Raw genomic sequence first — 24272 nt, forward strand, 5'->3', positions numbered from 1 at the left:
TTGCGGGCCGTCTTCGACAAGCTCAAGGCCAAGTTCGGCACCGTCCTGGTGATCGTGGACCAGCCCGCCTCCATCGGCGCCCTCCCGCTGACCGTCGCCTCGGACCGGGCCGCCGCCGGGCGGGCACCTCGGCCCGTTGTGATCGTTCTGTAACAGCCCCCGTCGGAGGCTCCTTCCCGGGACGGCCACCGAACACGTTCTGCTTACACTGTCGAAGTGCCACGAGTCCTGATTGTCGAAGACGACCCAGATGTCCGTAAGGCCGTCCAGCTGGCGCTACGACATCAGGGGCACGACGTCCACGCCGCCGCAACGGGTGAAGAGGGGTTGGAGCAGCTCCGCCCCTTCCACCCGGACGTCGTCGTACTCGACCTCATGCTGCCGGGCATGTCCGGCCTCGACGTGTGCCGGCGGATCCGGGTTCGCGACCAGGTGCCGATCATCATGGTGACGGCCAAGGGGGACGACATCGACATCGTCGTGGGGCTGGAGGCCGGCGCGGACGACTATGTGGTCAAGCCCGTGCAGGCTCGCGTGCTCGACGCGCGAATACGGGCCGTACTGCGCAGACAGGACTCGTCGGTCCCGGACGGCGTCCGGCCGAGGGCGGAGGCACACGGCGAGCTGGTCATCGACCGGGCCGGCCTCGTGGTGACCCATCGCGGCGAACGCGTCACACTCGCCCCCTCCGAACTCCGACTGCTGCTCACCCTGTCGGCCTCGCCCGGCCAGGTGTTCAGCCGCCAGCAACTGCTCGAGGCGGTCTGGGAGCACAGCTACCACGGCGACATACGACTTGTGGACGCATGCGTGAAGCGCTTGCGCAGCAAGCTCGGTGAGGGCAGGGACCCTCGCTATGTGCAGACCGTGCGCGGCTTCGGCTACCGCTTCGGTACCTCGTGAACGGCCGGAGATCCGTGGGCGCGCAAAAAACCGTACGTGAAAGCGATCCCGCAGCGGCCGGGCAGGGCCCCGGGCCGGTGCGGTTTCATCGAGCGGTCCTGGCACGCCTCCCCCTTCCGCTGCGGGGCCTGCGCCCCCGCCTGCTGGCGTCCTTCGTCCTGGTGGCCATGGTCAGCGCCCTGAGCACGGGAGCCCTCGCCTTCCGGGAGGCGCGTACGGGGGTGCTGCAGCAGAGTCAGGACGCCGTCATCCGGCAGTTCCGGACGAGTGTCGACGACGTGGCCGTCTACACCCCGCCGGCGCCGGACCAGTCGGAACTGGACTCGGCGGTGAACAACGTCCTCCACGCCAACCAGTCGCAGGGGTGGCGGGTCATGGCCACGTACGGCAGCCTGCGCGCCTACACGCCTAGTGACGACTTCGACAGGCTGAGCCCCGAACTGCTCCGGTCCGTGCACACGAAGCGCGCCGCGGTGTTCCAGCGGGTGAACGCAGACGGGCACCCCTATCTCGTGGTCGGCATGCCGATCACGTACACCGCCGGTCCGGGCACGGAGCCAAGGCTCTCGGGGACGGTGATGTTCCTGGTGGTGCCGCAGAACACCGAAGAGGCCTATGTCAAGGCCATGATCAGCGGCATCGAGCGCGCCACTCTGGTGGCACTGTGCCTCGCCGTCGCGCTGGCGCTGGTGGCCGCGAGGGGTGTGCTGCGTCCCGTACGGGCGCTGCGCCGTGCGACGCGCCGGATGGCCGAGGGCCACCTCGACGTCCGCCTGGCCGTCAACGGCTCCGACGAACTGGCCGACCTCTCGCAGTCCTTCAACGACACGGCGGCCGCCCTGGAACGGTCGGTCGCGGAGCTGCGCCGCCTGGAGGCCCAGGCTCGCCGCTTCGTCGCGGACGTCTCCCATGAACTGCGCACGCCGCTGGCGGCGATGACGGCGGTCACCGACGTACTGGACGAGAACGCGCTGCGCATGGACCGGGAGACCGGCGACGCACTGCGGCTCATCAGCGAGGGAACCGGCCGGCTGAGCGGACTGGTGAACGACCTGATGGAGATCTCCCGCTTCGACGCGGGCGCGGTCGAACTCAACCTGGACGAGATCGACTTGGCCGAGTCCGTGCAGCGCACTCTCGCCTCCCGGGGATGGCAGGGCCAGGTGGAGAGCCATGTGCCCCTGCCGGGGGTGCTCAGGACGCGGGTGGATCCACGCCGGCTCGACGTGGTGATGGCCAATCTGATCGGCAACGCGCTGCGGCACGGGGCCCCGCCGGTGCGGCTGTCCATGAGTGTGCGGGAGGAACGAGCCGACGTGGCATGGGCCGTCATCGAGGTGACCGACAACGGACCGGGGATTGCCGAGGAAGCGATGCCGCACATCTTCGAGCGCTTCTACAAGGCGAGCACTTCACGGACCAGAAGCGAGAGCAGCGGTCTGGGCCTGGCCATCACGGCGGAGAACGTGCGCCTGCACGGAGGACGCATCGGTGCGGCGAACCTGCCCGGGGGCGGCGCAGTGTTCACGGTCGAACTCCCCCTGCACCGTGGCTCCGCCGGCGTCGGCGACACCGCCGTGGGTGCCGGCCGGTGAAGGGCTCGCGCGTGGGGGCGCTGCTGGTCGGGGTCACGGCCGCGCTCACAGTGGCCGCGTGCGGAGTCCCCCCGTCCGGCGTCATCCAGGCCGGCGAACCGGCGGGCGGCATGTCCTCCGCCGGTCCGGAACCCTCGATACCGACCGTCACCTCCATCTATTTCCTGCACAACGGCGAGCTGACGGCCCATCTGCGCAAGGTCGGCAAGCCGGTGAGCTACGCGGCGGTCGTGAGCCTGCTCTTCGACGGACCCAGCAAGATCGAGGCCACGACGGCCACCACGGACCTGCCCCACCTGACGGCGAACCCGGAGGTGGCGGTCGCCGGCGACAACACCGTCTCCATACGCCTGCCCGAAGCCGTCCCGCCCTTCGGTCATCTGGCCATGATGCAGCTGGCGTGCACGGTCGCCCAGGTGAGATCGGCGTTCACCACGACGATCGGGGGCGCCGGTGGGGCCGACGCCGACGGGGCTTCCCCGCCTCCCACAACGCAGTTCCCCGCATCCACGAGTGTCCAGGTCTTCGGGAAAGGGTGGACGATGACACAGTCGAACGACTCGTGCCCCGACCCTGAGAAGCCGTAGACACATCGCGGACCGAGGCCTCCTCCGGGACGGGGCGCGGATACCCCGAGGTCGCGGCCGACCACGAGTGCGCCCGGGGAGGCGCCGATCTGCCGTACCGGCAACGGTCCGTGCCACGGCCGCGCCACCGCCTACAGTGTGATCCAGTAGCGGCGCTTGTCTCCCCCTTCGGTGGTGCGGACGTCCTCCAGGACGCCACCGTTGTGCTCGATGGTGCGGACCGACCCGATGTTGTCGTCGTCGCAGGTGACGAGGACTCGATCCAGGCCGAGTGCGCGGGCCTCGGGCAGAACCGTCCCGAGGGCCCACGTCGCCAGGCCGCGTCTGCGGAAGGTGGGCCGGATGCTGTAGCCGATGTGCCCGCCGACGTCGAGCAGGAAGGCGTTCAGGTAGTGCCGCAGATCGATGGCTCCCAGATAGCTGTCGTCCTCGACGATCCACCAGTGGGTGGCGTGGACGCGCCCCTCTCCCACCGCGACCGACGTGTCCGACTGCTGTTTCAGCCGCCGGACCCACTCCGCGAAGTCCTCGGGGTTCTCGAGGTCGGCATCGGGCGCGAGACGCAGCCCGGCCCCGTCGTGGTGCGCACCCGGCGGCCACTCGTCACGCGCCGCGAGCCATGAGGAGTGCAACTGGTCCGTGGGAGCGATCAGTTCAGGCATGCGGGCGACGCTAGCACTCATGGACGAGGCACGACCCCCTGTGCGCCGACTGTGCGACGCGGGGCAGCGGGGGCGCCGGACGGGGCCGGACTTCGCGGTCCATTCGACAACGACACCGCCGCAGACCTCGCCAACGACCTGGACGATGCCGCCGTGGAAGAGCGAGAAAACCTCATCCGTAAGGTCCTGATCCGCACCATCGGCAACCAGGACCACCTGGAAGCTCCCGACGCTGAGGAGGCAGTGGCCGCTGCTGCCCTGGCTGCCGCTCAATGCCCGGGTGGCGAACCGGTCAGCCCGCGCTACGGCCCGGATGAGCCGGCACCGAGCCTGTCCACGGACGTCAGGCAGGTCGGACCTCTTGGCGCCTGACGGCCCTTCGGTTCGGCAGACTGCCCGGATCAGGCGGGCCCGATGTGCAACCCGAGGCGTGTCGAACCTCAGAACGTCGGCCCGAAGGAGGTGGCGGGGACGTCCGAAGCCAGCCCCAGAGCCTTCCGGACGTCCCGCTGATACTTGTAGGAAGGGTGGTCCCAGGCGTCCTCAGAACCGTCCCAGTAACTGTTGTCCGAACGTGCCGCCACGGCCTTGCGCCACAACTCGACGCTCTTTCGAAGCTCCCCGACATAGGCGGTGACCTTGGGCCTGGCACCGGCGGACCAGTTGGCGGCTCCGAGGCTTTCGGCCTCATGGTCCAGCGCGGCCGCCATCTTCGCAGCCCAGGCACGATTGGCTGCCACGCTGCCCAGGTGCGGATAGGCCCTGAAGACGCGCGCGGAGGCCAGCTCCAGCCTGAGGAAGGCAAGCTGGTCTGCCGTCAGGCTGGTCTCCTGTTCGCGTACGCTGCCGGCGGTCCGGCCGTTCGTGTCGGCCGTGAAGCAGGTGGCGGTCCTGTCACCCGACTGGACCTCACGGGTCGGGTAGTAGTAGTTGACACCCATCGTGTGGGGCAACGACCAGTCGTCCATGACGTAGTCGGTCAGCCGATCGCTGCACTGGTGGTACAACTGCTTTGCGAGGACGTCGCCGGCGCTGCTGGACCCGGTGAGCGCGACCGTGGCGAACACTTCGCCGTCGTGTGGCCGGGAGCACGGCACGGGTACCACGGAGTGGACCTCTCCGTCCTGCGAGCCGGTGAAGCAGTCGCCCGCCGCGAGGCTTACGGCCGACCGGTCACCCGCGCCGGACATCCTCTTGTCCGGATTTTCGTCGGCGTAACCGGAGATACCCCCGGTGATCAGCCTCATCGCCAGCGCGACCCCACCGAGCGCCAGCACACCCGCGATCGCCAGTCCGCGGCCCTTCTGGTTGCGCTTGGAGCCGCACTCGAACGGCACAGACGGCGGTACGGCGGACATGTATCTCCGGTCGACCTCGGCAAACACGTATGGGGAACCGGAATCCTCGCACACGGCCAGGCGTCTCTGTCACACCAGTGGTCTCCCACGGCGGCGATTACGCCCTCCGGTGAGGCGGACCGCGGCGTCCCCTCGACGCATGAACGCCCTTCCCGGGCCGTCCCCGGGCCGTGGAAGGGCGCTCGGCGATGGCCGACGCGGACAACCGCTCACAGCTCGGCAGCGGGTCGGAGCAATGATCGATGCGGCGGCCGCAGGTCACCGCCGCCGACGGTCAGTTGTGGCTGTGCAGGATCTCGTTCAGACCGCCCCAGACCGCGTTGTTCGGGCGGGCCTCCACCGCACCCGTGACGGAGTTGCGACGGAAGAGGATGTTGGAGGCTCCGTTGAGCTCGCGGGCCTTGACGATCTCGCCGTCGGGCATGGTGATCCGGGTGCCGGCGGTGACGTACAGGCCGGCTTCGACGACGCACTCGTCGCCGAGCGCGATGCCGACGCCCGCCTCGGCGCCGATCAGGCAGCGCTCGCCGATGGAGATGATGACGTTGCCGCCGCCGGACAGGGTGCCCATGGTGGAGGCACCGCCGCCGATGTCCGAGCCGTCGCCCACCACGACACCGGCCGAGATCCGCCCCTCGACCATGGAGGTGCCGAGGGTGCCGGCGTTGAAGTTCACGAAGCCCTCGTGCATGACGGTCGTGCCCTCGGCGAGGTGCGCACCCAGCCGGACCCGGTCGGCGTCGGCGATGCGGACGCCCTTCGGCACGACGTAGTCGGTCATGCGCGGGAACTTGTCGACGGAGGTCACCTGGAGGTGCAGGCCCTCGGCCCGGGCGTTGAGCCGCACCTTCTCGATGTCGTCGACGGCGACGGGGCCGAGCGAGGTCCAGGCGACGTTCGCGAGGAAGCCGAACATGCCCTCCAGGCTTTGGCCGTGCGGCTTGACCAGTCGGTGCGAGAGCAGGTGCAGGCGCAGATATACGTCGTGGGCGTCGATCGGCTTGTCGTCGAGCGAGGCGATGACCGTACGGACCGCGACCACCTCGACGCCACGGCGCGCGTCCGGGCCGATCGCCTTGGCCGCGCCTTCGCCGAGCAGCTCCGCGGCGCGCTCGGCGGACAGCCGCTCGGTGCCGGACGGACCGGGCTCGGCCGCCGTCGCGGGCGCGGGGAACCAGGTGTCGAGAACGGTGCCGTCGGCGGCGATCGTGGCAAGTCCGGCGGCCACGGCACCGGTGGTACGAGGAGCAGTCGTGTCGGTCATGAGGGAAACCTAACGTGGCCGGGGGCGCGCGGGCGAACCGGTGTCCGGGCGTCTCATGTGCCGGGCGGGTCCTCGGCCCCGCGAGGCCGGAGCGGCGGCGTCGTCGACCGGTCCGGTGCGCTGGGTGTCACGGCCGCGGAATGACCCGCGACAGCACGTCCCTGGCGTACCCCTCGTCGTACGGCGACCCCGTCAGCAGCACCTGGAGGCAAATCCCGTCCATCAGGGCGAGCAGGGCCCGCGCAGTCACCGGGTCGGTGCGCCGGGCCAGCCGCTCGGCGGTCTCCTCGGTCCACTCGGCGGCGACGGGGCGCAGGGCGGGCCGTCGCAGGGCCGCGAGATACAGCTCGTACTCCAGCTCGACGCCCGTGCGATCGCCGCCGAGCCATGTCCCGAGGGCCCTGGCCAGGTCCGCGGCCAGGTCGCCCTCCGCGTCCTCCAGACCGCTCGCGGCGAGTGCCTTGGCGAAGCCCTCGTTCGTCTGCCGCAGTGCGGCGACCATCAGCTCGTCCAGCGTCGCGAAGTGGTACGTCGTGGAGCCGAGGGGCACGTCCGCCTCGGCGGCGACGGAGCGGTGGCTCAGTCCGGCGATGCCCCTCTCCCCCACGACGCGGATCGCCGCGTCGATGATCCGCTGCCGCCGCTCGGGGTCGTACCGACGTGACATCAGTGCGCGCCTCCCATGTTCAGTACGACCACCCCGCCGACGATCAGCGTGAGGCCGGCGATCTTCGCCAGATCCAGTCCTTCCCCGAACAGCACCAGGCCGATCCCCACCACGGTCGCGGTGCCGACCCCGGACCAGATCGCATAGGCCGTGCCGATGGAGACGGTCTTCAGGGTCTGCGCGAGCAGTGCGAAGGAGATGACGTAGCCGAGGAGGGTCACCAGCGAGGGCCACGGCCTGCTGAAGCCTTCGCTGTACTTCATGGCCGTGGTGGCGACGACTTCGGCGGCTATGGCCCCGGAAAGGAAGGCGTATCCCATGTGTACGAGTGTACGTATCGATGCGTACACCCGTACACACGCAGCTGCCCGCAGCCGCCCTCTGCCCGGGCGACAGGGCTCGCACCCCCGCTCCCGCACACCGCCGGGCGGGGCGCTTTCCGAGGAGGCCCGAGGATGCGCCCGCCGGGCTGCCGGGCGCAGGACACGGCGGCCGCACGCAGAACGGCGACGCCCGACGGGCGTCGCCGTTCTCCTCAGCCGGAAAAGTCCGGTGGACCGGTGGATCTCAGACGTTGAAGCCGAGCGCCCGAAGCTGCTCGCGGCCGTCGTCCGTGATCTTGTCGGGGCCCCACGGCGGCATCCATACCCAGTTGATCCGCAGCTCGCTGACGAGACCGTCCGTGGCGGACTTGGCCTGGTCCTCGATGACGTCCGTCAGCGGACAGGCCGCCGAGGTCAGGGTCATGTCCACGGTGGCGATGTTCGCCGAATCGTCGATGTGGATGCCGTAGATCAGGCCGAGGTTGACGACGTCGATGCCCAGTTCGGGGTCGACGACGTCCATCAGGGCCTCGCGGAGCTCCTCCTCCGAGACCGGCTTCATCTCCACGGTGTCGCTCATGCCGTCTTCCTTTCGGCGTCGGCTCCGCCCAGCGCCTGGGCCGTCGCGTCCTTCCACGCCATCCAGCTCAGGAGGGCGCACTTCACCCGCGCCGGGTACTTGGAGACGCCGGCGAACGCCACCGCGTCCTCCAGCACCTCCTCCATCGCGTCGTCGGGTTCGAGTCGTCCCTTGGACTGCATCAGTTCCAGGAAGGTCTCCTGGATCTTCTGCGCGTCGGCCAGCTCCCTGCCGACGAGGAGTTCGTTCAGTACGGAGGCCGATGCCTGGCTGATGGAGCAGCCCTGGCCCTCGTACGAGACGTCCTTGATCGTCGTACCGTCGTACTTCACACGCAGCGTGATCTCGTCGCCGCAGGTCGGATTGACGTGGTGCACCTCGGCGTCGCCATCCCTCAGACCACGCCCGTGCGGGTTCTTGTAGTGGTCCAGGATGACTTCCTGGTACATCGAATCCAGCTTCACGGTTTCAGCACGCCCTTCAGCCGAAGAAGTTCCGTACGTGCTCCAGCCCCTCGACCAGTGCGTCGATCTCGGCCGGCGTGGAGTACAGATAGAACGACGCTCGCGTGGTCGCAGGAATTCCGTACCGCAGGCAGACGGGGCGGGCGCAGTGGTGGCCGACCCGGACCGCGATGCCCTGCTCGTCGAGGACCTGTCCCACGTCGTGCGGGTGGATGTCACCGAGCGTGAAGGAGATCGCCGCGCCGCGGTCCTCGGCCGTGGTCGGGCCGATGATCTTCAGGTCGGGGACCTCGCTCAGCCGCTGCACCGCGTATTCGGTGAGCGCGTGCTCGTGGGCGAGGATCCTGTCCATGCCGATCGAGTTCAGATAGTCGATCGCCGCACCGAGGCCGACCGCCTGCGCGATCGGCGGCGTACCCGCCTCGAACTTGTGCGGGGCCGGGGCGTACGTCGACGAGTGCATCGACACGGTCTCGATCATCTCGCCGCCGCCCAGGAACGGAGGCAGGTCCTCCAGGAGCTCCTGGCGTCCCCACAGCACACCGATACCCGTCGGGCCGCACATCTTGTGGCCGGTGAAGGCCACGAAGTCCGCCTGCAGCGCCTGCACGTCCAGTGGCATGTGCGGCGCGGCCTGGGAGGCGTCGATGCAGACCAGGGCGCCGACCTCCTGGGCGCGCCGGACTATCGCCTCGACCGGGTTGACCGTGCCCAGGATGTTGGACACCAGCACGAAGGAGACGATCTTCGTCTTCTCGGTGATGATCTCGTCGATGTTCGACAGGTCGAGCCGGCCGTCGTCGGTGAGGCCGAACCACTTCAGCTTCGCGCCCGTGCGCTGCGCCAGCAGCTGCCACGGCACGATGTTGGAGTGGTGCTCCATCTCCGTGATGACGATCTCGGTCTCGTGGTCCACCCGGTAGGGCTCGTCGGCCCAGCCGAGCATGTTCGCCACGAGGTTGAGCGATTCGGAGGCGTTCTTGGTGAAGATCACCTCGTCGCGGCTCGGTGCGTTGATGAACGCGGCGACCTTGTCACGCGCGCCCTCGTACAGCGCCGTGGCCTCCTCGGCGAGCACATGCACACCGCGGTGGACGTTGGCGTTGTAGCGCTCGTAGTACTCCGCGAGGACGTCGAGCACCTGGCGCGGCTTCTGCGAGGTCGCGGCGTTGTCCAGGTACACGAGCTTCTTGCCGTCGTGGACCAGCCGGTCCAGGACGGGGAAGTCCTTGCGGATCGCCTCGGTGTCGAGGAGGCCCGGCAGCTGTGTCACGCGGATACGCCACCCTTCACGTATGCCTCGTAGCCCTCGGCCTCCAGCTTGTCCGCGAGCTCGGGACCGCCGGACTCGACGATGCGGCCACCGGCGAACACATGCACGTGGTCGGGCTTGATGTAGCGCAGGATGCGCGTGTAGTGCGTGATCAGCAGGGTGCCGACCTCGCCGGACTCACGGACGCGGTTGACGCCCTCGGAGACGATGCGCAGCGCGTCGACGTCGAGGCCGGAGTCCGTCTCGTCGAGGATCGCGATCTTCGGCTTGAGCAGCTCGAGCTGGAGGATCTCGTGGCGCTTCTTCTCGCCGCCGGAGAAGCCCTCGTTCACGTTGCGCTCGGCGAAGGAGGGGTCCATGTGGAGACTCTCCATGGTCTCCTTGACCTCCTTCACCCAGGTGCGCAGCTTGGGGGCCTCGCCGCGGATCGCGGTGGCGGAGGTGCGCAGGAAGTTGGAGACGGAGACGCCGGGGACCTCTACCGGGTACTGCATCGCCAGGAACAGGCCCGCGCGGGCGCGCTCGTCGACGGACATCTCAAGGACGTCCTCGCCGTCGAGCAGCACGGTGCCGCCTGTGATCGTGTACTTCGGGTGACCGGCGAGCGAGTAGGCGAGAGTCGACTTGCCCGAGCCGTTGGGGCCCATGATGGCGTGCGTCTCGCCCTGACTCACGGTGAGGTCGACGCCCTTGAGGATCTCCTTCGTGGCGTTGTCGGCCTCGACGGTGACGTGCAGGTCTCGGATTTCAAGCGTTGCCATGGGTGCCTCAGGACTCCTGGGTGAGGGAGACGAGCACGTCGTCCCCTTCGATCTTTACGGGGTAAACGGGGACGGGGCGCGTCGCGGGAAGGGCGTCGGGCTTTCCGGAACGGAGGTCGAAGCGCGAGCCGTGCAGCCAGCACTCGATGTGGCAGTCGTCGACCTCGCCCTCGGAGAGCGACACGTTGGCGTGGGAGCAGATGTCGTTGATCGCGAACACCTCTCCCTCGGTCCTGACGACCGAGATCGGCGTGCCGTCGAGTTCCACCCGCTTCGGGGTGTCCTCCTCCAGCTCGCCCAGCCCGCAGACGCGTACGAACAAGGTCATGCGACCGATGCCTCCAGCTCCTCCTCGATCTTGGCGATCAGGCGCTCCTCGATGTCGCCGACGCCGATCTGCTGGACCAGCTCGGCGAAGAAGCCGCGGACGACGAGGCGGCGGGCGTCGTGCTCGGGGATGCCGCGGGCCATCAGGTAGAAGAGCTGCTCGTCGTCGAAGCGGCCGGTCGCGGAGGCGTGGCCGGCACCGACGATCTCGCCGGTCTCGATCTCCAGGTTGGGGACCGAGTCGACGCGGGAGCCGTCCGTGAGGACCAGGTTGCGGTTCATCTCGTAGGTGTCCGTGCCCTCGGCCTTGGCCTCGATGAGCACGTCACCGATCCACACGGCGTGCGCGTCGTCGCCCTGGAGCGCGCCCTTGTAGACGACGTTCGACTTGCAGTGCGGGGCGTTGTGGTCGACGAAGAGCCGGTGCTCCTGGTGCTGGCCCTTGTCGGTGAAGTAGAGCCCGAACAGCTCGGCATCGCCGCCGGTGCCCGCGTAGGTCACGCGCGGGTGCAGGCGTACGACGTCGCCGCCGAAGGTCACGACGACGGACTTGAAGGAGGCGTCGCGGCCGACGAGCGCGTTGTGCTGCGCGACGTGCACCGACTTCTCGTCCCAGTCCTGGACGGAGACCACGGTCAGCTTTGCGCCGTCACCGAGGAGGTAGTCGACGTTGGCGGCGAGTACCGCGTCACCGGTGTGGTCGATGACGACGACGGCCTCGGCGAAGGCACCGAGCTCGATCACCTGGTGGCCGAAGGCGACCCCGCCCTCGCCGTGCACGGCGATGCGGATCGGCTCGGTGAGCACCGTCTCCTTGGGGACGGTCACCACGCCGGCCTGCTCGAACGCCGAGTACGCCTGCGCCGCGACCCGGTCCACCGGGGTGCCCGCCCGGCCCGGCCGCGCGTCGTCACGGCCGACGGTCTCGACGACGACGCCCTCGGGCGCCTCGACGGTCACCTTCACGCCGCCGCCGTTCGCGACGGCGGTGCCGTCGTGCAGCCCGCGCAGCCGCTCCAGCGGCGTGAACCGCCACTCCTCCTCGCGGCCGTGCGGGACCGGGAAGTCGGCCACGTCGAAGGACGGCGGCGCGCTCATGCGCGTGGCGACGGTCGACTCGGCGGCCACCGCGATCGAGCCCGCGGTGGTCGCTCCCACGGGGATGTTCTGGGCCTCAGCCATGGCTGTCGTTGTGCTCTCTTCCTGCGTCGGTTGTGATCCTCGGCCCGCCCCGTACGGGCGGGCCGGCGCTGCTCAAAAGGGGCGGGTCAGCCGACCGCGCCTTCCATCTGCAGCTCGATCAGCCGGTTGAGCTCCAGCGCGTACTCCATGGGCAGCTCCTTGGCGATCGGCTCGACGAAGCCGCGCACGATCATCGCCATCGCCTCGAACTCGGACAGGCCGCGGCTCATCAGGTAGAAGAGCTGGTCCTCGGAGACCTTGGAGACGGTCGCCTCGTGGCCCATGGACACGTCGTCCTCGCGGACGTCCACGTAGGGGTACGTGTCGGAGCGGGAGATCGTGTCGACCAGCAGCGCGTCGCAGAGCACGTTGGACTTGGAGCCCGCGGCGCCCTCACCGATCTCGACCAGGCCGCGGTACGAGGTGCGGCCGCCGCCGCGCGCCACCGACTTGGAGACGATGTTGGAGGAGGTGTTCGGCGCCATGTGGACCATCTTGGAACCGGCGTCCTGGTGCTGGCCCTCGCCCGCGAACGCGATGGAGAGCGTCTCGCCCTTGGCGTGCTCGCCCATCAGGTAGACGGCCGGGTACTTCATCGTCACCTTGGAGCCGATGTTGCCGTCGATCCACTCCATGGTCGCGCCCTCGTAGGCGACGGCGCGCTTGGTGACCAGGTTGTAGACGTTGTTCGACCAGTTCTGGATGGTCGTGTAGCGGCAGCGGGCGTTCTTCTTGACGATGATCTCCACGACCGCGGAGTGCAGCGAGTCCGACTTGTAGATCGGCGCCGTGCACCCCTCGACATAGTGCACGTAGGCACCTTCGTCGACGATGATCAGGGTCCGCTCGAACTGGCCCATGTTCTCCGTGTTGATGCGGAAGTAGGCCTGGAGCGGGATCTCCACGTGCACACCCGGCGGCACGTAGATGAAGGAGCCGCCCGACCACACGGCGGTGTTCAGGGACGCGAACTTGTTGTCACCGGCGGGGATGACGGTCCCGAAGTACTCCTTGAAGAGCTCCGGGTGCTCCTTCAGAGCGGTGTCCGTGTCCAGGAAGATGACGCCCTGCTCCTCCAGGTCCTCGCGGATCTGGTGGTAGACGACCTCCGACTCGTACTGGGCCGCGACACCGGCCACGAGGCGCTGCTTCTCCGCCTCCGGGATGCCGAGCTTGTCGTACGTGTTCTTGATGTCCTCGGGCAGGTCCTCCCAGGACTCCGCCTGCTTCTCCGTGGAGCGCACGAAGTACTTGATGTTGTCGAAGTCGATGCCCGACAGGTCCGAGCCCCAGTTCGGCATGGGCTTCTTCTCGAAGAGGCGCAGGCCCTTCAGGCGCAGCTTGGTCATCCACTCCGGCTCCGACTTCTTGCCGGAGATGTCGCGGACGACGTCCTCGTTCAGACCACGCTTCGCCGCGGCACCGGCTTCGTCGGAGTCGGCCCAGCCGTATTCGTAATTGCCCAGGCCCTCGAGTTCGGGGTGAGCAGTCTCCGTGGGGAGAGTCATGCGGGGTTCCTCCCGGCCGTGCTGGCAGATGCGTTATGGGTGGTCTCGGAAATCGGTGAGGCTTGGGGTGCCTTGGGGATGAACGTCGTGCAGACGCCGTCGCCGTGCGCGATCGTCGCCAGTCGCTGGACGTGCGTGCCGAGCAGCTGGGAGAAGACTTCCGTCTCGACCTCGCACAGCTGCGGGAACTGCTCCGCGACATGGGCGACCGGGCAGTGGTGCTGGCAGAGCTGCTCGCCGACCGGTGCGCTGCGCGCCGTAGCAGCGTACCCGTCCGCGCTCAAGGCCTTGGCCAGGGCTTCGGTGCGCTGCTCGGGGTCGGCGGCCTCGATCGCCTTGCGGTAGGCGGCGGCCTGCTCGGCGAGCCGGGCGCGGGCGAAGGCCACGACGGCCTCGTCCCCGCCGTACCGCTGCTGGATCCAGCGCAGCGCGTCCGCGGCGAGCTTGTCGTAGGACTGGTCGAAGGCGTCACGGCCGCAGTCGGTGAGCGCGAAGGCCTTGGCGGGGCGACCGCGCGTGCGCGCGCCGTACACGCGCTGCTCACGGGGTGCCACGACGTCGTCGGCGACCAGTGCGTCCAGATGTCGTCGTACGGCCGCCTGGGTGAGCCCCAGCCTGCCGGCGAGTTCGGCGACGGTCGACGGGCCGTGGTCCAGGATGGACCGCGCGACGCGGTTGCGCGTGGAGCGCTCCCCGGTCGCGAGCTCCTCCTGAGGGGACCCCGTGGGGGTCTCCCGAGCCTCGCCGACGTTTTTCACAACGCCATTGTTGCGTAATTCCTCAGAGACTGACAAGCGCCGCCCTCACGGCCCGGCGGTGCGGTGCATCACTTAGGTTCACCTAAATGACCTGCGGAAACGATCTCTGATCGATCAAACCGGTGGCGCCCGCCCGGGCGGTCGGGAAGACTCCCGGACCATGCCCGTACCCCCTCCCACCGGCCCTCTTGTCACTCGTGACACCGTCGCCGCCCAGCTGAGCGCCCTCGGCGTGGAGCCCGGCGAGACGCTCCTCGTGCACTCCTCCCTCAGCGCGCTCGGCTGGGTGAGCGGAGGGGCGGTCTCGGTCGTCCAGGGGATCCTCGACGCGCTCGGTCCGGACGGCACCGTGGTGGTCCCCACCCAGACCGGCGACCTGTCGGATCCCGCGGTGTGGAGCAATCCGCCCGTACCCGAGGAGTGGTGGGAGACCATCCGGGCGACCATGCCCGCCTACGACCCGCTCGTCACCCCGTCGCGGGGTGTCGGCGCGATACCGGAGACACTGCGCACATGGCCGGGCGCCCTGCGCAGCGCCCACCCGCAGACGTCGTTCGCCGCGGTCGGAGCGCGGGCGGCGGAGGTCGTCGAGGGCCACGCGCCCGACTGCCGCCTCGGAGAGCGGAGCCCGCTCGCCCGGCTGGAGGCGATGGCCGCCCGCGTGCTCCTGCTCGGAGCGGGCTACGACACATGCACAAGCTTCCACCTCGCCGAGTACCGGATCCCCGCACCGCTCGTCCGGGTGGGGCGGCCGGGACCGGACGGCTGGGAAGTGGTGACGGAGGTCTCGATCACCTCGGACCGGTTCGACGAGCTGGGCCACGACTTCGAGCGGGACCGGCCGGTGGTGCGGGGCAGGGTGGGGGCGGCCCACGCACGGCTGTTCCCCGTGGCCGACGCCGTGGCGTACGCGCAGCGGTGGCTGGCTCTGCACCGGCCGGTAGCGGAGTAGTTTGCCGACCCCCTCGTCAAGCACCCCACGCGGCTACCTAGACTCTGGACCCATGCGAAGTGAGCCGGTCGTCCAGGTGCGGTCCCTGGTGAAGCGGTACGGCGCGAAAACAGCGGTGGACGGCCTCGATCTGGAGGCCGGGGCGGGTGTCACCGCCGTGCTCGGCCCGAACGGGGCCGGCAAGACGACCACGGTCGAGACCTGCGAGGGGTACCGGAGGCCGGATTCCGGCACGGTACGCGTCCTGGGCCTCGACCCGGTCCGTGAAGCCTCCGCGCTGCGCCCCCGTATAGGTGTGATGCTCCAGTCGGGCGGCGTCTACTCGGGCGCCCGCGCCGACGAGATGCTCCGCCATGTCGCCAGGCTGCACGCGCACCCACTGGACGTGGACACGCTCATCGAACGGCTGGGGCTCACCGGCTGCGGACGCACCAGCTACCGGCGTCTGTCCGGTGGGCAGCAGCAGCGGCTGGCACTCGCCATGGCCGTCGTCGGCCGCCCCGAGCTGGTCTTCCTGGACGAACCGACCGCGGGCCTCGACCCGCAGGCCCGCCGCGCCACCTGGGACCTCGTCCGCGATCTGCGCGCCGACGGCGTGTCCGTGATCCTCACGACGCACTACATGGACGAGGCCGAGCAGCTCGCCGACGACGTGGCGATCATCGACTCCGGCCGGGTCGTCGCGCAGGGCTCCCCGGAGGCACTGTGCCGGGGCGGCGCCGAGAACACGCTGCGCTTCACGGGCCGCCCGGGTCTGGACGTGGGGTCCCTGCTCAAGGCCCTGCCGGTGGACTCCAGCGCGGGCGAAGTGACGCCGGGCGCCTACCGCATCGTCGGCAAGGTCAACCCGCAACTGCTCGCGACGGTCACCTCCTGGTGCGCCCAGCACGGGGTGATGCCGGACCGGATCTCCGTCGAACGGCACACCCTCGAAGACGTCTTCCTCGAGCTGACGGGCAAGGAGCTGCGTTCGTGACCACCGTCGGTACCTTCGCGCCGAAGCCCGGCGCCGCTCCGCTCCCCCGCATGATCGCGGCCCAGGCCGCACTCGAGACGAGGATGCTGCTGCGCAACGGCGAGCAGCTTCTGCTGACCGTCGTCATCCCGACGCTGCTGCTGCTCCTCTTCGGCTCCGTCGACATCGTGGACACCGGTGCGGGCAAGGCCGTCGACTTCCTCGCGCCGGGCATCCTGGCGCTCGCCGTGATGTCGACCGCGTTCACCGGGCAGGCCATCGCGACCGGCTTCGAGCGCCGCTACGGCGTGCTGAAGCGGCTCGCCTCCTCGCCGCTGCCCCGCTGGGGGCTGATGACCGCCAAGACGGCCTCAGTCCTGGTCACCGAGGTCCTCCAGGTGGTCCTGCTGACGGTGATCGCCTACGCGCTCGGCTGGTCCCCGCACGGCGACCCGCTGTCGGTGCTGCTTCTGCTGGTCCTGGGCACGGCGGCCTTCTCCGGGCTCGGCCTGCTCATGGCGGGCACCTTGAAGGCGGAGGCCACCCTGGCCGCAGCCAACCTGGTCTTCCTGCTGCTGCTGGTGGGCGGCGGCGTGATCGTGCCCCTGGACAAGTTCCCCGCGGGCGCCCAGGACGTCCTCGCCCTGCTGCCCATCACCGCCCTGTCCGACGGTCTGCGCGACGTCCTCCAGCACGGTGCGGGCATGCCCGTCGGGGACCTCGCCGTCCTGGTCGTGTGGGCGGTCGTGGGGCTGGCCGCGGCAGGACGGTTCTTCCGCTGGGAGTGAGCCCCAGGCGGCGGATGGCCCCTGGTCGTCCGCCTTGGGGCCGACCCCTCGTGAAACCGTGCACAAGCGGCCCCCTACGATGAGGGGCGTGCCAAACGTGACCCGCGCCGATGCCGTAGCGGCCGTGCGCAACCCGCTCACCTTCATCGCCGCACGCTGGACCCCGGAGCCCCGGACGGTGCAGCGGGCGGCGCTCGCCGCGCTCGTCATGTCGGTCGTCATCGTCGTCACCGGCGGTGCCGTGCGTCTGACCGGCTCCGGACTCGGCTGCCCGACCTGGCCGCAGTGCACGGACGACTCGCTGACCACGACCCGTGCCATGGGTGTGCACGGTGCGATCGAGTTCGGCAACCGCATGCTGACGTACGTGCTGTGCGCGGCGGTCGGCTGGGCGATCGTCGCCGCGCGGTCGCAGAAGCCGCGCAGGCGCAGCCTCACCCGGTTCGGCTGGGCGCAGTTCTGGATCGTGATGAGCAACGCGGTCCTCGGCGGCATCGTCGTCCTCGTCGGCCTCAACCCGTACACCGTCGCCGCCCACTTCCTGCTCTCCACCGCGCTCATCACGGTGGCCACGCTGATGTGGCAGCGCACGAGGGAGAGCGACACGGAGCCGCGTCCGCTGGTCGGCCGGGCCGTGCAGCAGCTGGTGTGGTTCCTGGTCGTCGCCTCCGTGCTGCTGATCGCGGTGGGCACCGTGGTCACCGGTGCGGGCCCGCACGCGGGCGACTCCAGCGAGGTCGAGCGCATCGGGATCGACTGGCAGAGCGTCGCCAAACTGCACGCCGTGCTGGCCTGGATCGTGGTGACGCTCACCTTCGCCCTGTGGTTCGTCCTGAAGGCGGTGGACGCGCCCGCGGGCCCGCGGCACCGCACCCGGGAGCTGTTCCTGATCCTTCTGGGCCAGGGCGTCATCGGCTACGTCCAGTACTTCACGCACCTGCCCGAGCTCCTGGTCGGGCTCCACATGTTCGGCTCCTGCCTGGTGTGGATCGGGGTGCTCAGGGTGCTGCTGTCGCTGCGCGAACGCCCGGCGTCCATGGCGGGGCTCCCGGGTCCGTCGGCGGAGTCGGCCCTCAGCGCCGCCTGATGCCGGCGCGGGGGCGGTGATCTCACCGCAGCCCGTACACCCGCAGCGCGTTCCCCGCGGCGATCATCCCGCCCACCCGCTGCGCGTCCTCCGGCGACCAGGCGCCGTCCGCGACCCAGTCCCCCAGCAGTCTGGAGAGTGCCGCGCGGAACAGCCGGGCGCCCACCACATGGAGCTCCGGCAGGCCCTGGGCGCCGCTGGAGAAGAGAAGCTTGCCGAAGGGCGCCAGCTCCAGGATCTCGGCGAGCACGTCGGCGGCGCGCGCCCCCGTGCGCACCAGGGCGGCGCCCAGGTCCGCGTACACGTGCGGGAACACCGCTGCCAGATGCGCGGCGTGGCGGTGGTAGGGATAGCCGTGCAGCAGGACGAGGTCGGTGCCGAGCCCGGCCGTGGCCCGTACGAAGTCGGCGAGCAGGACCGGGTCGGTGCGGTCGATGCGCAGCCCCGGTTCACCGAGGCCCGCATGCAGCTGGAGGGGGCGGCCGGAGGCCACCGCACTCCACAGCAGATGGCGCAGCAGCACCGGATCCGACAGCGTGCCGCCCACCCGGCGGCCGGCCAGCCAGCGGCCCGCGGCGCCGCGCACCTCGCCCGGCCCGGGCGGCTCGGGCGCGAGGGCCAGACCGTGGCGCACGCCCGCCACCGAGGTGAACGCCACCGCGTGCGCCGCCGCCCCGTGGATCGACTCGGCGAGATTGGCGAGGAACGACTCCACCGTGCCCGAGGTGTCGGCGACCTGCTCGGCGAGCAGTTCCAGACGGACGATCTCGTGTGCCTCCGCGGCTCCGGCGGAGGCCATCTCGTCGGGCCCGGTGAGATCGCCGGGCAGGCCGGTGTCGACGAGGTAGGTGGTGATGCCGCTGCCCCGCAGCAGCCGGCGCCCCGCCTCCAGGACGCCGAGTTCGCGGCGGCGGGCGAGGTAGCGGGCGGGCGGGCAGTGCGCCTCCAGATCGAGCAGCGGCGGACACCAGCGGCGCACGGCGAAACCCGTCTGGGTGTCGAAGAGGGTGGTGCCCGCCGCCGGTGGACCCTCGGTTCGCGCCAAGTGGGCCTCGAAGGTGCCGAGACCCAGCTCGGTGCGGAGCACGCCGTGGCAGTACTGATCCACCAGGGACGGCGTTTCGATCATCCGGACTCCCCGCGACTGGACCATGCCTGCACAGGGCCTAACGGGTGAACCGGCGTGAGGTGATGCCCTCAGGGGGTGCGCTTGCCGCCGACCTGGATTCCCGCCATGCGCGTCCACTCGTACGGGCCGGTCTTCACTTTTCCTGCGAACTCGCCGTCGAACGCCTCGTGAACGGTGATGCCCGCCTGCTGCACCGCCTTCTCGGCGATGTCGTACGTCGGTGCGACGAGGTCGCCCCAGACGCCGTCCTCGCCGACCAGCACGATCCGGGCACCGCGCTGCCCGATGTAGGCCACCTGTCCCTCGGCACCGCCGTGGGCCCTGGCGAAGGCGCCGATCTCCTTGGCCAGCCGGGCGGCCCTGCGCTCGGCCTTGGCGGTCTGCTTGGCGCCGGCGCCCTCGTCAACCTGCTGCGTGTCTGCCATGGCCAGGATGCTACCGACGAGTAGATCGAACGGCGACGGGAGGGGTGCGTGGCCTTGACCACGCACCCCTCCCGTCGCTCGTACGCGGGACCTATCGAAGGAAGGGGTCCACCGCCACCGCCACGAAGAGCAGCGAGACATAGGTGATGCTCCAGTGGAACAGCCGCATCTCCTTGAGCTTGACGCCCGACTTCTCGGCCTTCGCCCGGTTCTGCAGCGCGTGCGCCTCCCACAGCCACCAGCCGCCGGCCGCCAGGGCCACGGTCGTGTAGAACCAGCCGGTGTAGCCGAGCGGGGTCAGGAGCAGGGACACCACGACCATCACCCAGCTGTAGATCACGATCTGCCGGGCGACCACCTTGTTGGAGGCGATGACCGGCAGCATCGGCACGCCCACGCGCGCGTAGTCCTCCTTGACCTTCATGGACAGCGGCCAGTAGTGCGGCGGCGTCCAGAAGAACATGACGAGGAACAGGACGACCGGCGCCCACGAGAGGGAGTTCGTGACGGACGACCAGCCGATGAGGACGGGAAGGCAGCCGGCGATCCCGCCCCACACGATGTTCTGCGAGGTACGCCGCTTGAGGATCATCGTGTAGACGACGACGTAGAAAAGGAGCGCTCCGAGCGACAGCCAGGCGGACAGCCAGTTGACGGTGAATCCGAACAGCAGTGTGGACACCACCGCGAGCGTGATACCGAAGGCCAGGCACTCGCGGGGGCTGACGATGCCGGTGACCAGCGGACGCTGCGAGGTGCGGTCCATGAGCGCGTCGATGTCACGGTCGATGTACATGTTCAGGGCGTTGGCACCGCCCGCGGACAGGTAGCCGCCGACGCAGGTGAGCAGCACCAGCCGGAGGCTCGGCACCCCCTGCTGGGCGAGGAACATCACCGGAACGGTGGTGATCAGCAGCAGCTCGATGATCCGCGGCTTGGTCAGCGCCACGAACGCCTTGACTCGGGCCCCAAGCGGCCGCTGGCCGCGGCTGCTGCTCGTACCGAGCTCCCCCACAGCCGTGACGGCATGGGGGGTGCCCCCACCCGCCGGACGGGAATCGACGGCCGTCACGTACACCCCTGACAGAGACATCCCAGCAAACCCACCGGCTGTGAACTCCCGGTAAAGGCTCGCGCGTACCCACGCAACTTTAGACGTTGCCCACAGCCCGCTCTTCGCGGGGGTGGGTCGTGTTGGAGCCGTCGCGACGCGGGCGGGGCACGCCCCGCCCGCGTCGGGGCGAGAGCGCAACCACGCTCGGTTGAGCGTTCGGACGACCAGGACCGTATTCAGTCCCCGACCGGGAATCGGCCGGGTCGGGAGGCGGATCGCGGCGACTCCCGGCAGTCTGGAATGACTCGAAAAGACGCATGTACCTACGGGGGTAGGCTCAGCAGCGGCCGGTGGGCGCCCAAGTGCACCGGCATTCGACATGTGGAGAGGAGCCCTGACCCAGGGTGAGCACCAAGCCGACCACAAAAGACCTCGAGTGGACCGAGTTGGACCAGCGGGCCGTGGACACCGCCCGGGTTCTGGCGGCCGATGCCGTACAGAAGGTCGGTAACGGCCACCCGGGCACGGCGATGAGCCTGGCTCCGGCCGCGTACACCCTCTTCCAGAAGGTGATGCGGCACGATCCGGCGGATCCGGCGTGGGTGGGCCGTGACCGCTTCGTCCTGTCAGCCGGCCACACGTCGCTGACCCTCTACACACAGCTCTACCTGGCCGGCTACGGTCTGGAGCTGGCCGATCTCGAGGCGTTCCGCACCTGGGGGTCCAAGACTCCCGGTCACCCCGAGTACGGGCACACGCGCGGCGTGGAGACGACGACCGGTCCGCTGGGCCAGGGTGTGGCGAACGCGGTGGGCATGGCGATGGCCTCGCGCTACGAGCGTGGTCTGTTCGACCCGGAAGCCGCGCAGGGCACCTCGCCCTTCGACCACTTCATCTACTGCATCGCCGGTGACGGCTGCCTCCAGGAGGGCATCTCCGCCGAGGCGTCCTCGATGGCCGGTCACCAGAAGCTCGGGAACCTGATCCTGCTGTGGGACGACAACCACATCTCGATCGAGGGCGACACCGAGACGGCGGTGTCCGAGGACACCGTCAAGCGGTACGAGGCCTACGGCTGGCACGTCCAGCGGGTGGCACCGAAGCCGGACGGGGACCTGGACCCGCACGCCATCTACGACGCCGTCCAGGAGGCCAAGAAGGTCACCGACCGGCCGTCGTTCATCGCGATGCGCTCGATCATCGCCTGGCCGGCCCCGCACGCGCAGAACACCGAGGCCGCGCACGGCTCGGCCCTGGGCGAGGACGAGGTCGCGGCCACCAAGCGCGTCCTCGGCTTCGACCCGGACAAGAGCTTCGAGGTCGCCGACGAGGTCCTGACCCACACCCGCAAGGCCCTGGAGCGGGGTCACGAGGCGAGGGCCGAGTGGGAGAAGTCCTTCCAGGAGTGGCGGGGCAACAGCGCCGAGCGCGCGGCCGAGTTCGACCGCATCAGCAAGGGCGAGCTGCCCACCGGCTGGGAGGAGAAGCTCCCGGTCTTCGAGGCGGGCAAGGGCGTCGCGACGCGTGCCGCCTCCGGCAAGGTGCTGCAGGCCCTCGGCCCGGTCGTCCCCGAGCTGTGGGGCGGCTCCGCCGACCTGGCCGGCTCCAACAACACCACCATCGACAAGAACAGCTCCTTCCTGCCGGCGGACAACCCGCTCCCGGGCGCCGACCCGTACGGCCGCACGATCCACTTCGGCATCCGCGAGCACTCCATGGCCGCGGAGATGAACGGCATCACCCTGCACGGCAACACCCGCGTCTACGGCGGCACCTTCCTGGTGTTCTCCGACTACATGCGCAACGCGGTCCGCCTGTCGGCACTGATGCACCTGCCGGTCACCTATGTGTGGACCCATGACTCCATCGGTCTGGGCGAGGACGGCCCCACGCACCAGCCGGTCGAGCACCTGGCCTCGCTGCGCGCCATCCCGGGACTGAACGTGGTCCGCCCGGCCGACGCCAACGAGACCGCGATCGCCTGGCGCGAGATCCTCAAGCGCTGGACCAAGGAGTTCGGCAAGGGCGCCCCGCACGGTCTTGCGCTGACCCGCCAGGGAGTGCCGACGTACGAGCCCAACGAGGACACCGTCCGCGGTGGTTACGTCATGTTCGAGGCGGAGGGCGGGGAGCCGCAGGTGATCCTGATCGCCACCGGCTCCGAGGTGCACATCGCCGTCGAGGCCCGCGAGCGGCTCCAGGCCGAGGGCGTCCCGACGCGCGTCGTGTCGATGCCGTGCGTGGAGTGGTTCGAGGAGCAGGACCAGGGGTACCGGGACAGCGTCCTGCCGCCTTCGGTGAGGGCGCGGGTCTCGGTCGAGGCCGGGATCGGCCTCACCTGGCACCGGTTCGTCGGAGACGCGGGCCGCATCGTTTCCCTGGAGCACTTCGGTGCTTCGGCCGACGGCAAGGTCCTTTTCCGCGAGTTCGGCTTCACTGCCGAGAACGTCGCATCCGCCGCCCGGGAATCGATCGCCGCAGCCCAGCGCTGACGCTGATATACGACACGTAGGAGATGCATTTTCCATGACAGACGCACTGAAGCGCCTCTCCGAAGAAGGCGTCGCGATCTGGCTGGACGACCTGTCGCGCAAGCGGATCACGTCCGGCAACCTCGCCGAACTGATCGACCAGCAGCACGTCGTGGGCGTCACCACCAACCCGACGATCTTCCAGAAGGCCATCTCGTCGGGCGACGGCTACGAGCAGCAGCTCGCCGACCTCGCCGCCCGCAAGGTCACCGTCGAAGAGGCGGTCCGCATGATCACCACGGCGGACGTCCGGGACGCCGCCGACATCCTGCGTCCGGTGTACGACGCCACGCAGGGCCAGGACGGCCGGGTGTCGATCGAGGTCGACCCCCGTCTCGCGCACAACACCCGGGCCACCGTCGCCGAGGCCAAGCAGCTCGCCTGGCTGGTCGACCGTCCCAACACCCTCATCAAGATCCCGGCCACCAAGGCGGGCCTGCCGGCGATCGCCGAGACCATCGGTCACGGCATCAGCGTCAACGTCACGCTGATCTTCTCGCTGGAGCGCTACCGCGAGGTCATGGACGCCTACCTCACCGGTCTGGAGAAGGCCAAGGAGCGCGGCCTGGACCTGTCCCTGATCCACTCGGTGGCGTCCTTCTTCGTGTCCCGTGTGGACACCGAGATCGACAAGCGGATCGACGCCCTGGGGACGCCGGAGGCCAAGGCGCTGCGCGGCAAGGCGGCCATCGCCAACGCGCGGCTCGCCTACCAGGCGTACGAGGAGGTGTTCGGCAGCGACCGATGGCTCGCCCTGGAGAAGGCGGGCGCCAACAAGCAGCGCCCGCTGTGGGCCTCCACCGGTGTCAAGGACCCCGCCTACAAGGACACCATGTACGTGGTGGACCTGGTGGCGCCCAACACCGTGAACACCATGCCCGAGGCCACTCTGGTGGCCACCGAGGACCACGGCGAGATCCGCGGCAACACCGTCGCCGGAACCTACGAGCAGGCGCGCGCCGAGCTCGACGCGGTCGAGGGACTCGGGATCTCGTACGACGACGTGGTCCAGCTGCTGGAGGACGAGGGCGTCGACAAGTTCGAGTCCTCCTGGAACGACCTGCTCAAGTCGACCGAGGCGGAGCTCCAGCGCCTCGCCCCCTCGGAGGGCTGACATCTTGACATCCGTACACGGAGCG

At 69.6% G+C, this 24272-nt stretch carries 26 protein-coding genes; 10 read left to right on the forward strand and 16 right to left on the reverse strand.

Going from position 1 to position 24272, the window contains the following annotated elements:
• The first annotated feature begins 216 nt into the window (after positions 1-216).
• The 3 genes from ADL25_RS41140 to ADL25_RS41150 are packed head-to-tail and all read left to right on the forward strand — an operon-like array spanning position 217 to position 3085.
• Positions 217-903 carry a response regulator transcription factor gene (locus ADL25_RS41140; protein ID WP_059133062.1) on the forward strand — a complete coding sequence of 229 codons (687 nt, stop codon included), beginning with the start codon at positions 217-219 and terminating at the stop codon, positions 901-903.
• Positions 900-2498: a sensor histidine kinase gene (locus tag ADL25_RS41145; RefSeq protein ID WP_079050954.1), complete on the forward strand. Its 1599-nt coding sequence runs from the start codon at positions 900-902 to the stop codon at positions 2496-2498. Before ADL25_RS41140 ends, ADL25_RS41145 begins: the two co-directional genes overlap by 4 nt.
• Positions 2495-3085 (forward strand): hypothetical protein, encoded by a 591-nt coding sequence (locus tag ADL25_RS41150; RefSeq protein WP_063805859.1) that lies wholly within the window; start codon positions 2495-2497, stop codon positions 3083-3085. Before ADL25_RS41145 ends, ADL25_RS41150 begins: the two co-directional genes overlap by 4 nt.
• Before the next feature lie 131 nt (positions 3086-3216).
• On the opposite strand, the gene ADL25_RS41155 is transcribed toward ADL25_RS41150, so the two are convergent.
• Complete coding sequence (locus ADL25_RS41155) at positions 3217-3747, reverse strand: GNAT family N-acetyltransferase (protein WP_059133064.1); 531 nt, start codon at positions 3745-3747, stop codon at positions 3217-3219.
• 51 nt (positions 3748-3798) lie between these two features.
• Between ADL25_RS41155 and ADL25_RS41160 the strand changes: the two genes are divergently transcribed.
• Positions 3799-4119: a DUF4259 domain-containing protein gene (locus ADL25_RS41160; protein WP_059133065.1), complete on the forward strand. Its 321-nt coding sequence runs from the start codon at positions 3799-3801 to the stop codon at positions 4117-4119.
• A 68-nt stretch (positions 4120-4187) separates the two neighbouring features.
• Here the strand turns inward: ADL25_RS41160 and ADL25_RS41165 are convergent, their stop codons facing one another.
• The 12 genes from ADL25_RS41165 to ADL25_RS41220 all read right to left on the reverse strand — a co-directional run bounded on the left by ADL25_RS41165 (position 4188) and on the right by ADL25_RS41220 (position 14212).
• A complete protein-coding gene (locus ADL25_RS41165; protein ID WP_159045139.1) occupies positions 4188-5105 on the reverse strand; it encodes a septum formation family protein in 918 nt (305 codons plus the stop codon).
• Between the two features lie 274 nt (positions 5106-5379).
• Positions 5380-6369, reverse strand: a complete 990-nt coding sequence (gene dapD, locus ADL25_RS41170) for a 2,3,4,5-tetrahydropyridine-2,6-dicarboxylate N-succinyltransferase (protein ID WP_059133067.1) — start codon at positions 6367-6369, stop codon at positions 5380-5382.
• A 127-nt stretch (positions 6370-6496) separates the two neighbouring features.
• Positions 6497-7036: a TetR/AcrR family transcriptional regulator gene (locus ADL25_RS41175; protein WP_059133068.1), complete on the reverse strand. Its 540-nt coding sequence runs from the start codon at positions 7034-7036 to the stop codon at positions 6497-6499.
• Positions 7036-7356 carry a DMT family transporter gene (locus tag ADL25_RS41180; RefSeq protein WP_059133069.1) on the reverse strand — a complete coding sequence of 107 codons (321 nt, stop codon included), beginning with the start codon at positions 7354-7356 and terminating at the stop codon, positions 7036-7038. Before ADL25_RS41180 ends, ADL25_RS41175 begins: the two co-directional genes overlap by 1 nt.
• A gap of 247 nt (positions 7357-7603) precedes the next feature.
• Positions 7604-7939: a metal-sulfur cluster assembly factor gene (locus ADL25_RS41185; RefSeq protein ID WP_059133070.1), complete on the reverse strand. Its 336-nt coding sequence runs from the start codon at positions 7937-7939 to the stop codon at positions 7604-7606.
• Positions 7936-8403: a Fe-S cluster assembly sulfur transfer protein SufU gene (gene sufU / locus ADL25_RS41190; RefSeq protein ID WP_059133071.1), complete on the reverse strand. Its 468-nt coding sequence runs from the start codon at positions 8401-8403 to the stop codon at positions 7936-7938. The genes ADL25_RS41185 and sufU overlap by 4 nt, the downstream gene beginning before the upstream one ends.
• 16 nt (positions 8404-8419) lie before the next feature.
• Positions 8420-9676: a cysteine desulfurase gene (locus tag ADL25_RS41195; protein ID WP_059133072.1), complete on the reverse strand. Its 1257-nt coding sequence runs from the start codon at positions 9674-9676 to the stop codon at positions 8420-8422.
• Positions 9673-10437 (reverse strand): Fe-S cluster assembly ATPase SufC, encoded by a 765-nt coding sequence (sufC, locus tag ADL25_RS41200; protein WP_059133073.1) that lies wholly within the window; start codon positions 10435-10437, stop codon positions 9673-9675. The genes ADL25_RS41195 and sufC overlap by 4 nt, the downstream gene beginning before the upstream one ends.
• 7 nt (positions 10438-10444) lie before the next feature.
• A complete protein-coding gene (locus ADL25_RS41205) occupies positions 10445-10765 on the reverse strand; it encodes a non-heme iron oxygenase ferredoxin subunit (protein ID WP_059133074.1) in 321 nt (106 codons plus the stop codon).
• Complete coding sequence (sufD, locus tag ADL25_RS41210; RefSeq protein WP_059133075.1) at positions 10762-11946, reverse strand: Fe-S cluster assembly protein SufD; 1185 nt, start codon at positions 11944-11946, stop codon at positions 10762-10764. The genes ADL25_RS41205 and sufD overlap by 4 nt, the downstream gene beginning before the upstream one ends.
• A gap of 86 nt (positions 11947-12032) precedes the next feature.
• Complete coding sequence (gene sufB / locus ADL25_RS41215; protein WP_059133076.1) at positions 12033-13454, reverse strand: Fe-S cluster assembly protein SufB; 1422 nt, start codon at positions 13452-13454, stop codon at positions 12033-12035.
• Positions 13451-14212 (reverse strand): helix-turn-helix transcriptional regulator, encoded by a 762-nt coding sequence (locus ADL25_RS41220; protein ID WP_059133077.1) that lies wholly within the window; start codon positions 14210-14212, stop codon positions 13451-13453. The genes sufB and ADL25_RS41220 overlap by 4 nt, the downstream gene beginning before the upstream one ends.
• Before the next feature lie 160 nt (positions 14213-14372).
• On the opposite strand from ADL25_RS41220, the gene ADL25_RS41225 reads away from it, so the two are divergent.
• The 4 genes from ADL25_RS41225 to ADL25_RS41240 all read left to right on the forward strand — a co-directional run bounded on the left by ADL25_RS41225 (position 14373) and on the right by ADL25_RS41240 (position 17994).
• Positions 14373-15164 carry an aminoglycoside N(3)-acetyltransferase gene (locus tag ADL25_RS41225; protein WP_059133078.1) on the forward strand — a complete coding sequence of 264 codons (792 nt, stop codon included), beginning with the start codon at positions 14373-14375 and terminating at the stop codon, positions 15162-15164.
• Between the two features lie 52 nt (positions 15165-15216).
• Positions 15217-16140 carry an ABC transporter ATP-binding protein gene (locus ADL25_RS41230; protein ID WP_059133079.1) on the forward strand — a complete coding sequence of 308 codons (924 nt, stop codon included), beginning with the start codon at positions 15217-15219 and terminating at the stop codon, positions 16138-16140.
• A gap of 50 nt (positions 16141-16190) precedes the next feature.
• Entirely contained in the window at positions 16191-16907 is a 717-nt protein-coding gene (locus ADL25_RS41235; protein ID WP_234381275.1) for an ABC transporter permease, read from the forward strand.
• 79 nt (positions 16908-16986) lie between these two features.
• A complete protein-coding gene (locus ADL25_RS41240) occupies positions 16987-17994 on the forward strand; it encodes a COX15/CtaA family protein (protein WP_059133081.1) in 1008 nt (335 codons plus the stop codon).
• A gap of 22 nt (positions 17995-18016) precedes the next feature.
• On the opposite strand, the gene ADL25_RS41245 is transcribed toward ADL25_RS41240, so the two are convergent.
• From ADL25_RS41245 to ADL25_RS41255, 3 genes are all read right to left on the reverse strand, one after another.
• Positions 18017-19123, reverse strand: a complete 1107-nt coding sequence (locus tag ADL25_RS41245; protein ID WP_059133082.1) for an amidohydrolase family protein — start codon at positions 19121-19123, stop codon at positions 18017-18019.
• A 68-nt stretch (positions 19124-19191) separates the two neighbouring features.
• Complete coding sequence (locus ADL25_RS41250) at positions 19192-19548, reverse strand: hypothetical protein (RefSeq protein ID WP_059133083.1); 357 nt, start codon at positions 19546-19548, stop codon at positions 19192-19194.
• Between the two features lie 91 nt (positions 19549-19639).
• Positions 19640-20626 (reverse strand): heme o synthase, encoded by a 987-nt coding sequence (locus ADL25_RS41255; RefSeq protein WP_059133278.1) that lies wholly within the window; start codon positions 20624-20626, stop codon positions 19640-19642.
• A gap of 380 nt (positions 20627-21006) precedes the next feature.
• Between ADL25_RS41255 and tkt the strand changes: the two genes are divergently transcribed.
• Both tkt and tal read left to right on the forward strand, forming a co-directional pair.
• Positions 21007-23094, forward strand: coding sequence for a transketolase (gene tkt / locus ADL25_RS41260; RefSeq protein ID WP_059133084.1), 2088 nt, complete (start codon positions 21007-21009; stop codon positions 23092-23094).
• A 34-nt stretch (positions 23095-23128) separates the two neighbouring features.
• Positions 23129-24247 carry a transaldolase gene (gene tal, locus ADL25_RS41265; RefSeq protein WP_059133085.1) on the forward strand — a complete coding sequence of 373 codons (1119 nt, stop codon included), beginning with the start codon at positions 23129-23131 and terminating at the stop codon, positions 24245-24247.
• Positions 24248-24272: the final 25 nt, after the last annotated feature.

Source organism: Streptomyces sp. NRRL F-5122, from assembly GCF_001507435.1.
Taxonomy (GTDB): Bacteria; Actinomycetota; Actinomycetes; order Streptomycetales; family Streptomycetaceae; genus Streptomyces; species Streptomyces lannensis.

Coding starts and splice junctions, on each gene's coding strand:
- ADL25_RS41165 (WP_159045139.1), bottom strand. CDS start 5,105: ATGTCCGCCGTACCGCCGTCTGTGCCGTTCGAGTGCGGCTCCAAGCGC.
- ADL25_RS41225 (WP_059133078.1), top strand. CDS start 14,373: ATGCCCGTACCCCCTCCCACCGGCCCTCTTGTCACTCGTGACACCGTC.
- ADL25_RS41245 (WP_059133082.1), bottom strand. CDS start 19,123: ATGATCGAAACGCCGTCCCTGGTGGATCAGTACTGCCACGGCGTGCTC.
- sufD (WP_059133075.1), bottom strand. CDS start 11,946: ATGGCTGAGGCCCAGAACATCCCCGTGGGAGCGACCACCGCGGGCTCG.
- ADL25_RS41240 (WP_059133081.1), top strand. CDS start 16,987: ATGAGGGGCGTGCCAAACGTGACCCGCGCCGATGCCGTAGCGGCCGTG.
- ADL25_RS41175 (WP_059133068.1), bottom strand. CDS start 7,036: ATGTCACGTCGGTACGACCCCGAGCGGCGGCAGCGGATCATCGACGCG.
- ADL25_RS41185 (WP_059133070.1), bottom strand. CDS start 7,939: ATGAGCGACACCGTGGAGATGAAGCCGGTCTCGGAGGAGGAGCTCCGC.
- tal (WP_059133085.1), top strand. CDS start 23,129: ATGACAGACGCACTGAAGCGCCTCTCCGAAGAAGGCGTCGCGATCTGG.
- ADL25_RS41205 (WP_059133074.1), bottom strand. CDS start 10,765: ATGACCTTGTTCGTACGCGTCTGCGGGCTGGGCGAGCTGGAGGAGGAC.
- sufB (WP_059133076.1), bottom strand. CDS start 13,454: ATGACTCTCCCCACGGAGACTGCTCACCCCGAACTCGAGGGCCTGGGC.
- ADL25_RS41180 (WP_059133069.1), bottom strand. CDS start 7,356: ATGGGATACGCCTTCCTTTCCGGGGCCATAGCCGCCGAAGTCGTCGCC.
- sufC (WP_059133073.1), bottom strand. CDS start 10,437: ATGGCAACGCTTGAAATCCGAGACCTGCACGTCACCGTCGAGGCCGAC.
- ADL25_RS41230 (WP_059133079.1), top strand. CDS start 15,217: ATGCGAAGTGAGCCGGTCGTCCAGGTGCGGTCCCTGGTGAAGCGGTAC.
- ADL25_RS41155 (WP_059133064.1), bottom strand. CDS start 3,747: ATGCCTGAACTGATCGCTCCCACGGACCAGTTGCACTCCTCATGGCTC.
- ADL25_RS41235 (WP_234381275.1), top strand. CDS start 16,191: ATGATCGCGGCCCAGGCCGCACTCGAGACGAGGATGCTGCTGCGCAAC.
- dapD (WP_059133067.1), bottom strand. CDS start 6,369: ATGACCGACACGACTGCTCCTCGTACCACCGGTGCCGTGGCCGCCGGA.
- ADL25_RS41250 (WP_059133083.1), bottom strand. CDS start 19,548: ATGGCAGACACGCAGCAGGTTGACGAGGGCGCCGGCGCCAAGCAGACC.